Annotated in this window: 11 protein-coding genes; 4 read left to right on the plus strand and 7 right to left on the minus strand. The window is 70.8% G+C overall.

Translation table 11 applies throughout. The annotated features are described in order from the left end of the window. Positions 1–204 precede the first annotated feature (204 nt). Positions 205–1008 (plus strand): SDR family NAD(P)-dependent oxidoreductase, encoded by an 804-nt coding sequence (locus ABDZ89_RS10260; RefSeq protein WP_343778808.1) that lies wholly within the window; start codon positions 205–207, stop codon positions 1006–1008. 64 nt (positions 1009–1072) lie between these two features. On the opposite strand, the gene ABDZ89_RS10265 is transcribed toward ABDZ89_RS10260, so the two are convergent. From ABDZ89_RS10265 to ABDZ89_RS10275, 3 genes are all read right to left on the minus strand, one after another. Then, the gene (locus ABDZ89_RS10265) at positions 1073–1660 is read right to left on the minus strand and encodes a PadR family transcriptional regulator (protein ID WP_343778810.1); all 588 of its coding nucleotides are present in this window, start codon (positions 1658–1660) and stop codon (positions 1073–1075) included. A gap of 80 nt (positions 1661–1740) precedes the next feature. After that, positions 1741–2583 carry an ABC transporter permease gene (locus tag ABDZ89_RS10270; RefSeq protein WP_343778811.1) on the minus strand — a complete coding sequence of 281 codons (843 nt, stop codon included), beginning with the start codon at positions 2581–2583 and terminating at the stop codon, positions 1741–1743. Further along, entirely contained in the window at positions 2580–3671 is a 1092-nt protein-coding gene (locus ABDZ89_RS10275; protein WP_343778813.1) for an ABC transporter ATP-binding protein, read from the minus strand. Before ABDZ89_RS10275 ends, ABDZ89_RS10270 begins: the two co-directional genes overlap by 4 nt. 146 nt (positions 3672–3817) lie before the next feature. Here ABDZ89_RS10275 and ABDZ89_RS10280 point away from each other — a divergent pair, with 146 nt between their 5' ends. The 3 genes from ABDZ89_RS10280 (at position 3818) to ABDZ89_RS10290 (ending at position 7287) form a co-directional block, all read left to right on the plus strand. Further along, complete coding sequence (locus tag ABDZ89_RS10280; RefSeq protein WP_343778814.1) at positions 3818–5407, plus strand: heme-binding protein; 1590 nt, start codon at positions 3818–3820, stop codon at positions 5405–5407. 70 nt (positions 5408–5477) lie between these two features. Beyond that, on the plus strand, positions 5478–5942 hold the full coding sequence (locus ABDZ89_RS10285; protein ID WP_343778815.1) for a universal stress protein: 465 nt from the start codon (positions 5478–5480) through the stop codon (positions 5940–5942). Between the two features lie 103 nt (positions 5943–6045). Then, complete coding sequence (locus ABDZ89_RS10290) at positions 6046–7287, plus strand: DHH family phosphoesterase (RefSeq protein WP_343778816.1); 1242 nt, start codon at positions 6046–6048, stop codon at positions 7285–7287. Positions 7288–7433: 146 nt separating this feature from the next. On the opposite strand, the gene ABDZ89_RS10295 is transcribed toward ABDZ89_RS10290, so the two are convergent. From ABDZ89_RS10295 to ABDZ89_RS10310, 4 genes are all read right to left on the minus strand, one after another. After that, entirely contained in the window at positions 7434–8336 is a 903-nt protein-coding gene (locus ABDZ89_RS10295; RefSeq protein WP_343778817.1) for a DUF106 domain-containing protein, read from the minus strand. A gap of 117 nt (positions 8337–8453) precedes the next feature. Continuing rightward, complete coding sequence (locus ABDZ89_RS10300; protein ID WP_343778818.1) at positions 8454–9077, minus strand: adenylate kinase; 624 nt, start codon at positions 9075–9077, stop codon at positions 8454–8456. A 95-nt stretch (positions 9078–9172) separates the two neighbouring features. Next, positions 9173–9739 (minus strand): GNAT family N-acetyltransferase, encoded by a 567-nt coding sequence (locus ABDZ89_RS10305; RefSeq protein WP_343778819.1) that lies wholly within the window; start codon positions 9737–9739, stop codon positions 9173–9175. Beyond that, on the minus strand, positions 9736–10104 hold the full coding sequence (locus ABDZ89_RS10310; protein WP_343778820.1) for a universal stress protein: 369 nt from the start codon (positions 10102–10104) through the stop codon (positions 9736–9738). Before ABDZ89_RS10310 ends, ABDZ89_RS10305 begins: the two co-directional genes overlap by 4 nt. Positions 10105–10218 lie beyond the last annotated feature (114 nt).

A 10218-nucleotide genomic window follows, 5' to 3' on the forward strand; every position in this document is an offset into this window, starting at 1 on the left:
AGACAGCTCAAAACTGGCTCGAAGCCTTCGCCGTCTACCACAATTCACGCCAAACTTAACGCGACCTTCGATGCGGGCGCGCCGTGACGACCGAACGCGTTCGGTCGGGAGCGCGGCCCCATCGTTCGTGGGCGCCCCGAACCGCCACCGTCCGGCGACGCCCCGAACCGCCACCGTCTACTAGCTTCGCGGGGAATCTCCGGTATGCGCGTTCTCGTGACGGGGGCGGCGGGCGGGATCGGCGGGGGCGTCGCGCGCTCGCTCGCGGCCGCCGGCCACGACGTTCTCGGCGTCGACCGGGACGCGGACGGGCTCGCCGCCCTACCGGAAGCGGTCGAGACCGCCGCGATCGACCTCCGTGACGAGGCCGCCGTCCGAGCGCTGCTGGCCGACCGGCCCCTCGACGCGGTCGTCTCCTGCGTCGGCGGCTACGAGATCGCGGCGGTCGAGGACACCTCGGCCGACGCGTTCCGGCGGCAGCTGGAGACGAACCTGACCGCGGTCCACGTGACGGTCGCCGCGGCGCTCCCGACGCTGCGCGAGCGCGGCGGCCGGGTGGTCGTCGTCGGCTCGATGGTCGGGTCGGTGGCGCTGCCGTACCACGGCGCGTACAGCGCGGCGAAGGCCGGACTGGACGGGTACGTCGACGCGCTCCGCAGGGAGGTCGGCCCCCGCGGAGTCGACGTGGCGCTGATCGAGCCCGGCCCCGTCCAGACCGGCTTCAACGAGCGGGCCGCCGCGGCCGCCCGCCCGGACGAGTCGGACGGCCCCTACGCGGACGCATACCGCGCGTTCGAGGGCTACTCGCCGGCGGCCACCGACCTAGAGACGGTCGTCGAGCGGGTGGTGACGGCGACGACCGCGGAGCGGCCGCGAACGCGCTACCGGGTGAGCCGCCGGGCGCGGTGGCTGCCGCGGCTCGCGCGGCTGCTCCCGGACCGACTGTACGACCGGCTCGTCCGCGCCGGACTCCCCGGCGGACTCCTGTGGCGGCTGCTCCATCGGTGAGAAACGGGGCCGGCCTCGCGACCGCTCGTCGCGGGGGCTCGGCCTGAGGGCTCCGCGTCCGTGGTCAGTCGTCCGCCGCGCCGGAGGACGGCTCCTCGGACTCCTCGGCGTCGTCCGCGACCTCCGTCTCGGGCGGGTCGGGGTCGGTCCCGTCCGCCGCGTGGAACTCCTCGGGCGAGGCGTCGATCCGCTCGAACTCGCCGAAGTCGCGCTCGTGGTGGCGGATGATCTGTTCGACCACCCACGCGCTGTACCGCTCCGAGTACGCCCAGTCGGCGTCGGCGTCGACGACCTCGAACCGGTCGTCGGTGGCGATCGCGGCGTACAGGTGATAGAAGCCGAGGACGACGTCGCCGAAGTCCCGCGCCTCGCCGCCGATCTCGGCGCGCTTCTCGGCCAGTTCCTCGCGGCCCGCGTCGGTGAGCGCGAAGTACTTCCGGTCGGGCTCCTCGGCGCGCTCGACGCGCTCGGCGACGCCCTCTTCCTCGAACTTGTAGAGGATCGGGTAGACGGAGCCGTAGGATGGCTCCCAGTGCCCGCCGCTTATCTCGGTTATCTCGCCGAGCAGCTCGTACCCGTACCGGGGGCGCTCGTCCAGCAGCTCCAACACGAGGTACGAGATCAGTCCTTTCGGCGGGCCGCTTTTCCGCATCGTCTCCACCTTTCGGGGTCGCAGTGAAAGCGTTTCGGTCACGGCGACCGGGCGGTGCGGTCGCCGGCGGTCGCAGCCGGTCAGCTCAGGTCCGCGCGTCGGAATCCGAGGTACCCCACGAGGAGCGGCACCGCTGCCCACGCGACCATGACGGCGAGGAACGTGACCGGAGAGAGGTACGCCGGCGACGGGCCGCCGACCGCCGTCCCCGCGCCGCCGTCGCCCAGCAGCGCCCGCTGGACGAGCGCGTTGTAGGCTCCGGTGGGGCTGAGACCCCGCACGAGCAGGAACCAAGCGGGGACGCCGGCATCGGGGAGCCGACCGGTGACCAGCAGGTGGACGCCGTTCGGAGCCAGGTCCCAGAGGAGCGTCAGGCCGAGATACGCCGTGATCGCGAGCGTCATCGCCCGGGCGCGGGTCTCCGAGAGGGCCGAGATCCCGACCGCGATGCCGAGGAACGAGACCGCGAGCAGCACCGTCAGCGCCGTCGTCACGAGGAACGCGACGAGCGGGAGTCGGCCGTAGAGAACCGCCGTGATCGCTCCCGAGATCGCGAACCCGGACGCGATCCCGGCGGCGACCGCGGCGCCCCGCCCGAGGAACTTCCCGACGAGCACCTCGCCCCGCGACGGCGGGAGCCCGAGCAGCACTTTCAGGCTGCCGGACTCCCGCTCGCCGGCGATCGAGAGGTACGCCGCGATCAGCGCCATGATCGGCACGAGGAGCCCGGCGAACTGCGACGCGCCGCCGATGGCCGCCTCCGGCCCCCCGCTCACGCCCGCCGCTGGGACGAGCAGCGGGAGCGCCGCCGACAGCGACGTCATCACGGCGATGACCGCGACGATCCCCCAGACCACCCGCGACCGGAGCGCGTCGCCGAACTCCTTGCGCGCGATCGTCAGCCGGATCCCGCTCGGCGTCATCGCTGCTCCTCCGCGGCCTCGGCGTCCGCTTCTTCGGCGTCCGCTTCGTCGGCACGCGACGCGCCAGCGCCGGAGCTCTCGGCGCTCCGCGCGTTCCGACCCGTCGACGATCCCCCGGTATAGGCGCTGAACAGGTCCTCCAACGAGGACTCCTCGATCGCCACGTCGAGGACCGCGGCCCCGTCGTCCCGGACACGGTCGATGACGTCGACCTTCGCCGCGGCGTCGCCGACCCGGACCCGGACCGTTCGGCCGTCGACCGCGACGTCCTCGACGCCGGCGAGCTCGCCGAGCGTCAGCCGGTCGGGGACGGCGTCGACCGTGAGCGTCACCGTCGATCCGGTGTCGAGCGCCTCGCGGAGCCCCGCGATGGTGTCGACGGCGACGAGCCGGCCGCGGTCGAGGATCGCCACGCGGTCGCAGACGGCCTCGACCTGACTGAGGATGTGACTGGAGAAGAACACCGTCTTCCCCCGGTCGGCGTGACCGCGAGCGATCTCCCGAACGAGGCGGACGCCGTTCGGGTCGAGTCCAGACGACGGCTCGTCGAGGATCAGCACGTCGGGGTCGCCGACGAGGGCGATCGCGAGCGCCAGCCGCTGGGTCATCCCCTTGGAGTAGCCGTCGACGGGGCGGTCGGCGGCCGCGACCTCGAGGCCGACGCGGTCGAGCAGGTCGTCGACGTCGTCGTCCGCGCCCTTCAACGCGATCGCGTACTCCAGGTTCTTGCGCCCGGTGAGCCGCTCGTAGAGCCCGTACCCGTCCGGGAGGATGCCGACCCGCTCGTGGACCGCGCGCGTCTCCTCCTGCGCGTCGCGGCCGAGGACGCTCGCGCTCCCGGCGGACGGGCGGACGTAGTCCATGATCACGTCGATCGTCGTGGACTTCCCGGCGCCGTTCGGACCGAGGAAGCCGAATATCTCGCCGGCGTACACGGTCAGATCGAGGTCGTCGACCGCGAGCACGTCGTCGCCGTAGCGTTTCGTCAGTCCGGTCGTCCGAACCGCAACCGGTCGGTCGTCCGTCGGTCCGGTCGCGTCGTCGGCCGGCGCCGAGGTGTCGCGGTTGGGAGGGCCTTCGGCGGGCATACCGCCCGTGACGGGAGGCCCGTACAAAACTCTGTGCGAGCGGAACGTCCGGACCGCACGCCCGGCGCGCAGGGACCGGACGCGGCGGGTTTCCGCTCGTCGGGACGACCCGCAAGCCCCTAAGTCGCGGGGCCCCAACTCGGCGTATGGTCGAGGCTCCACAGACCGCCGAAGGGTGGTTCTCGCTACACGACTTCCGCTCGATAGACTGGGACGCGTGGCGCGAGGCGCCGGAACGCGAGCGACGGCGAGCGATCGAGGAGGGCGAGGCCTTCCTGAAACACCGCGAACTGGTCGCCGACGCCGACGCGGGCGAGTCCGCGCTGTTCTCGGTGCTCGGTCACAAGGCCGACCTCCTCTTTTTGCACTTCCGGCCGTCGCTCGACGACCTCTCCGGCATCGAGCGCCGCTTCGAGGACACCGCGCTCGCGAAGTTCACCGAACGCGAGACCTCCTACGTCTCCGTCACCGAGGTGTCGGGATACGTCTCGGACGACTACTTCGAGGAGGGCGCGGACGCCGTCGACGAGGGGCTGCGTCGGTACATCGAGGGGAAGCTGAAACCCGAGATTCCCGACGACGAGTACGTCAGCTTCTACCCGATGAGCAAGCGCCGCGGCGAGGAACACAACTGGTACGACCTCGACTTCGAGGAGCGCGCCGACCTGATGGCGGGCCACGGCGAGGTCGGCAAGGAGTACGCCGGGAAGATCAAGCAGGTGATCGCCTCCTCCGTCGGCTTCGACGACCACGAGTGGGGGGTCACGCTGTTCGGCGCGGACCCGACCGACATCAAGGACATCGTCTACGAGATGCGGTTCGATCCCGCCTCCTCCCGGTACGGCGAGTTCGGCGACTTCTACGTCGGGCGCCGGTTCCCCCCGAGCGACCTCGACGCGTTCCTCGGCGGCGAGACGGTCCCGACCGGCCGCGTCCCCGAGACCGACAGCGCCGGTCACCCCCGCGGCGAGGGCGGCCACCACGGCGAGGGCGGCCATCACGGCGACGACGGACACGGCCACGGCGAGGGCGAGGGACACGCGGGCGCGGGCGGCGGCCCCGCACACGGCGACCACCCCCACGGCGAAGAGGCCGGCGGCGAGGGCGACCACCCCCACGGCGAGGACGACGGCGACGACGCGGGCGGCCGCGACGAGGACATCCGCGGCGAGCTGGCCGACCTCGACATCTACGCCGGGAAGCCCCACGGCGAGGACGTGTACGCCACGGTGCTGTACAGCGAGGCCGACGTCGACGAGCTATTCGACGAGGTGCAGGGGCTCCGCGCGAACTTCGACCACTACGGCACTCACGTCAAGACCGCGGTGTACGAGGGGCGCCACACCGACCGCGCCGCCGTCGTCTCCATCTGGGACACCGCCTCGGCGGCCGAGACGGCCGGGGGCTTCCTCTCTGAGCTGCCGGACATCGTCGCGCGCGCCGGCGAGGAGTCCGGGTTCGGCACGATGGGGATGTTCTATACCGTCAAGCCGGACTACCAGACCGAGTTCGTCGACACGTTCGACGATGTCGGCGACCTGCTCGCTGAGATGGACGGCCACGTCGAGACGGACCTGATGGTGAACACCGAAGACGAGAACGACATGTTCATCGCGAGCCAGTGGAACGCCAAGGAGGACGCGATGGGCTTCTTCCGGTCCGACGAGTTCTCCGAGACCGTCCAGTGGGGCCGCGACGTGCTCGCCGACCGGCCGCGACACGTGTTCCTGGCGTAGGTCGGGGCGCCGCCCCGCGGTCTCCTCCCGACCGCCGGGTTTTAGGTGTCGTTGCGGCGAACGGGTGGCCATGTTCGACACCATCGTGGTCGCGACCGACGGCTCCGACAGCGTTCAGCGGGCCGTCTCGGCCGCGGTCGACGTCGCGGCGCGGTTCGAGGCCGAGGTCCACGCGGTGTACGTCGTCGACGCCGGCGAGGTCGAGTCGTCGCCGGACACGGTCCGCGACGACCTCCGCGACGCCTTGGACGACGAGGGGCAGGACGCGCTCGACCGCGTGAGCGACGCGGCACGCGAGCGCGACGCGGCCCTCGACGTCACCGTCGAGGTCCGCGAGGGGCGGCCGGCCTCGGAGATAGACGCCTACGCCCGGTCGGTCGACGCCGACTTGGTCGCCATGGGCACCCGCGGCCGCCACGGCGAGAACCGCTTCCTCATCGGCTCGGTCGCCGAGCGCGTCGTCCGGACCTGCCCGGTCCCGGTGTTGACCGTGCGACAGCTGACCGACGAGGACCCGCGGCGGACGACGGTCTGAGGGGTGCGGTCGACGCCGGCGCGAGCGACCCGGCACCCGCACGCCGCTCGCCGACACCGCGCGGGAACGGCGGAGTTTTCCGGCTGCCGGACGGGTCGACGGTATGGACGACGACCTCATCGACGCGGGGGACGCCCCCCGATCGCGGTACACGAAACTGCCGGGGAAGGGCTTCTTCTACCCCGACTCGTTAGACGACGAGCGCGCGGAGCGCCGGGCCGAGGAGACGGTCGAGGGCAGCGAGGCGGTCGTGATCGCCGACGGCGACGCGGACGGGCTCGCCTGCGCGGCGATGATCCGCGAGGCGTACGACGCCGCGCTCGACGTCGAGCCCTTCGAGGACGCCATCGCGGCGCGGCTCGCCGCGGACGGGGACGACGCGGCCGAGGGGAACGAGGAGGGCGACGACGATGACGGCGCTGACCCGACCGCCGACGCCCACGCGGAGTCGCCGGTCGGACTGCTCTCCGCGGGCCCGTACTCCATCGACACCGCGCTCGAACGCGTCGCCGCCTACGCCGACGACGGGATCGATCTCTTCGTCTGTGACCTCTGTCCCGACGACTACGAGTGGATCGCGGAGCCGCTGGAGGCGCTCGCGGAGTCGACGGCGGCGATCCGGTGGTTCGACCACCACCAGTGGGACGACGAGACCGCCGCCGCGGTCCGCGACGCGGGCGTGGACCTCGTCGTGGGCGACTCCGACGAGGAGTGTACCGCCGACGTGACGCTCCGCTCGCTCGACCACGACTTCGACGACCGCTGGACCGAACTGGCCGCGGTCACGCGCGACCACGACCTCTGGATCAAGGAGGACCCGCGCTCTGAGGACCTCGCGGACTACTCCTACTGGGCCGGCGCAGAGGAGTACGCGGCCGTGATCGGCGCGTACGGCGTCGACCTCCCGGAAGCGGTGCGGTCATTCGTCGACGAGCGCCGCGTCGAGAAGGAGGCGCGCATCGACCTGGCGATCGACCGCGCGGTGACCCACGAGGTCGGCGACTGGCGCGTCGCGGTCACCTACGGCCGCTGCTCGCAGAACGAGGTCGCGGAGGGGCTCCGCGAGGCGGGCGCCGACGCCGCCGTGATCGTCAAGCCCGCCGGCTCCGCGTCGATCCGCGGGTCCGACGACTTCCGGCACGCCCACGAGGTCGCCGGGAAGGTGAACGGCGGCGGCCACCCCCAGGCGGCGGGCTGTAAGCCCGACATCTACGACGACATGCTCGATTACGCCCACCACTGGAGCACCGAGGGAGAGGCGTGTAAACGCGTCATCCTCGCGGCGTTCGAGGCGGTCGCCGCGGAGGTCGACGCCGCGGACGACGGCGACGACCCGGCCGCGTAAGGCGTTTCAGAGCGGTTCTCTCCGTCCGACCGGCCCGAGCGGTTTCTCCGTCCGACTGGCCCGGGCGCTGGCGGCGTCTCTACGACGGTCGGCCCGGTACGGTCAGCGTACAGCGGGACTGACGGCGAGAAAAGGCGCGTCGGCGTCTACGAACTCGACGGCGACATCTCGATGTTGAGGCTCTTCTGGACCAGCTGCGTGAACGCCATCGAGCACAGGAAGTACCAGAGGATCCACATCTGGATCGGGCCCACGATCCCCGTGTCCCACGTGACGCTGCCGGCGAGCGGCACGACGAGTTCCTGGGCGGCGACGGCGGGGTACGCCGCGTCGGACCCGCGGTAGCCGATCACCCAGAACATCCAGAGGAACGCCGGGATGGTGAGGAACATGATCCAGACCATCGGGCGGAACTGCTCTTTGAACATGCCGAGCTGATCGCCCATCGCCTCCATCTGCTCTTCTTGGATCTCGTCGAGCGCCTCGTCGTCGTCGTTCTTCTCGGCCTCCTTGCGGCGCTCCTGAATGTCTTTCATCCGGTCTTGGTACATGCTCATCTTCTCCATGTCCATGAGCCCGGCGCGCAGCAGCGTCGAGTACAGGCCCGTTCCGAGCGCGATGACCATGATCACCACGTAGAAGGGCACCACGTTCAGGAGCGGTCCGAGGACCACGTCGATGCCACCGGCGATCGCGTTCCGGACCGGGGTGACCGCGTAGCCGACGAAGGCGCCGAGCGTCGCCACGCCGGCGAGTTTGTCCCACTTCGACCAGCTGGTCGTCTCGGGCGTCTCGACGTCGCTCCCGTCGGAGTCGTCTTCGAGACCGGCCTCTATCTCGTCTCGATCGGCCAGCGCGAAGCCCTCCTCGCCGTCGACGAGGATCTCCTTCTCGATGAGGCGGCCCCACTGGCCGCTCGTGATCTCGTCGCGAACGTCGACCCAGCGCACCTCGCCGTCGCTGGCGTTATCGAGAACGACTTCGATGGCGTCCCGCATCTCGCCGTCCTCGCGGACGAGCGAGCGGACTCGCCGTTCGACTTTGCTCATTAGCGGTCGATTGGCGGTCGACGGTTAAGAACCTTGTAGGATCGCCGGCCGGGTGCGGTCGGGGGGCGACCGCTCGGTTCGGCGGACCGCTCGGTTCGGCGGCGCCGCGTTTCCGCCTCAGTTCTCGACGACGTCGCCGATGCGGTCGAACACCGCGTCGGGGGTCGCCTCGCCGTCGACCTCGACGAGCACGCCCTCGTCGCGGAAGTGGTCGATGACGGGTTCGGTGTTGTCGTAGAACACTTCGAGGCGCTCGCGGGCGGTCTCCTCGGTGTCGTCCTCGCGCTGGACCAGTTCGCCGCCGCACTCGTCGCAGACGCCCTCTTCTTCGGGCGGCTGGAAGTCGACGTGGAAGTTCGCGCCGCAGTCGTCACAGACGCGGCGGCCGGTGAGTCGGTCGACGAGGACCTCCTCGTCGACGTCGAGGAGGATCACGGCGTCGAGGTCCGTGATCTCCGAGAGGTACTCGGCCTGCTCGATGTTGCGCGGATAGCCGTCGAGGACGAATCCGTCGGCGTCGGCCAGCGCGGCCTCGACGATCTCGTTGACGACCGGGTCGGGCACGAGTTCGCCCGCGTCCATGAACGACTTGGGCGTCCCGTACTCCGTCTCCATCTCCTTGTTGGCGCGGAGCGCGTCGCCGGTCGTGACGTGTTCGATCCCGTACTCGGCGGCGAGTTTCTTGCTCTGTGTGCCCTTGCCGGCGCCGGGCGCCCCGAGGAGTAGAATTCGATGACTCATACCGGAGCGGTCGCCCGCCGCGCGTAAAGTCTTGAAGATTCCGGCGAGCGCTACTCGCCGTCCGCAGCCGGTCCGTCGGCGGCGGCGTTCGCGAACTATTCGCCGTCGTCGTCGCCCGCCGCCTCGTCGTCGGAGCGGAGCCGCAGGCCCATCTCCAGTTCGAAGCTCTCGGCGTCGGAGGTCTCGAAGCCGATCTTCTTGTACAGCGAGACGGCCGCGCGGTTCCAGCGCTCGACCGTGAGCCACACCTTCGCGACGCCGTTCGCCTGCCCGTGTCCGAGCAGGCCGCGGATGAGGCGCGTGCCGATCCCGGCGCGCTGGTACGTCTGATGGACGAAGATCGCTAGCTCGTAGGCGTCGCCGTCGGGGACGAGCGTCGCGTGGCCGGCCGCCTCCTCGCCGCACCACGCGACCACGTTGTAGCAGTCGGCTTCGAGGATCGCGTCCAGCCACTCCCGGATCCGGTCTTCGCCGCCGGGCGGGATACCCTGTGCGCGGTCGGCCGGATCGAAGTCGTCGTACATCCCGACGAGCGCCTCGTGAGCCTCCTCGGACCCCTCGTACGGTCGGATCTCGATCTCGCGGTCCTCGCGGTCGGTGAACGCGGTCGGCGGCGGCGGGAACTCGTCGGCCACCACGTCCGGGTACCTTCGGTCGTTCATCTGACCAGCGTGACCGAGGTCTTGGCGTTCAACAGGACGAACTCCGCGATCGGCCCGATGGTGATCTTCCCCATCGGGCTCGTGTGACCGCCGCCGAGGACGATCTCCTCGAAGTCCTCGGTCTCCGCGATCTCGATCAGCCGGCTGCCGGGGTCGCCCTCGACCCGTCGCACCTCGGCGTCGATCCCAGCCTCCGCGGCCGCGTCCTCGGCGCGCTCGACGACCGCCGCCGGCGACACCGAGGAGTCCTCGTTGTCCACCACGGCGATCGTCACGTCGTCGTTCGCGACCGCCGCGCGCTCCACCGTCCGGTCGAGCGCGCGGAACGAGTCGTCGCTGCCGCCGATCCCGCAGAGCACCTTCATGCCACACCCGTCCACGCGACGGTACAAAAGTTGATCTCCGCGCCGGCCCGTCGCGTTAAGTTAGAGGATGAGGCGCTCGACTTCAGAGTGTCTATGGCCGAAACCGAGCGCCTC

The organism is Halorubrum ejinorense (assembly GCF_039522565.1).
Classification (GTDB): Archaea; Halobacteriota; Halobacteria; order Halobacteriales; family Haloferacaceae; genus Halorubrum; species Halorubrum ejinorense.

Coding starts and splice junctions, on each gene's coding strand:
- ABDZ89_RS10280 (WP_343778814.1), top strand. CDS start 3,818: ATGGTCGAGGCTCCACAGACCGCCGAAGGGTGGTTCTCGCTACACGAC.
- ABDZ89_RS10260 (WP_343778808.1), top strand. CDS start 205: ATGCGCGTTCTCGTGACGGGGGCGGCGGGCGGGATCGGCGGGGGCGTC.
- ABDZ89_RS10310 (WP_343778820.1), bottom strand. CDS start 10,104: ATGAAGGTGCTCTGCGGGATCGGCGGCAGCGACGACTCGTTCCGCGCG.
- ABDZ89_RS10275 (WP_343778813.1), bottom strand. CDS start 3,671: ATGCCCGCCGAAGGCCCTCCCAACCGCGACACCTCGGCGCCGGCCGAC.
- ABDZ89_RS10290 (WP_343778816.1), top strand. CDS start 6,046: ATGGACGACGACCTCATCGACGCGGGGGACGCCCCCCGATCGCGGTAC.
- ABDZ89_RS10265 (WP_343778810.1), bottom strand. CDS start 1,660: ATGCGGAAAAGCGGCCCGCCGAAAGGACTGATCTCGTACCTCGTGTTG.
- ABDZ89_RS10300 (WP_343778818.1), bottom strand. CDS start 9,077: ATGAGTCATCGAATTCTACTCCTCGGGGCGCCCGGCGCCGGCAAGGGC.
- ABDZ89_RS10270 (WP_343778811.1), bottom strand. CDS start 2,583: ATGACGCCGAGCGGGATCCGGCTGACGATCGCGCGCAAGGAGTTCGGC.
- ABDZ89_RS10305 (WP_343778819.1), bottom strand. CDS start 9,739: ATGAACGACCGAAGGTACCCGGACGTGGTGGCCGACGAGTTCCCGCCG.
- ABDZ89_RS10285 (WP_343778815.1), top strand. CDS start 5,478: ATGTTCGACACCATCGTGGTCGCGACCGACGGCTCCGACAGCGTTCAG.
- ABDZ89_RS10295 (WP_343778817.1), bottom strand. CDS start 8,336: ATGAGCAAAGTCGAACGGCGAGTCCGCTCGCTCGTCCGCGAGGACGGC.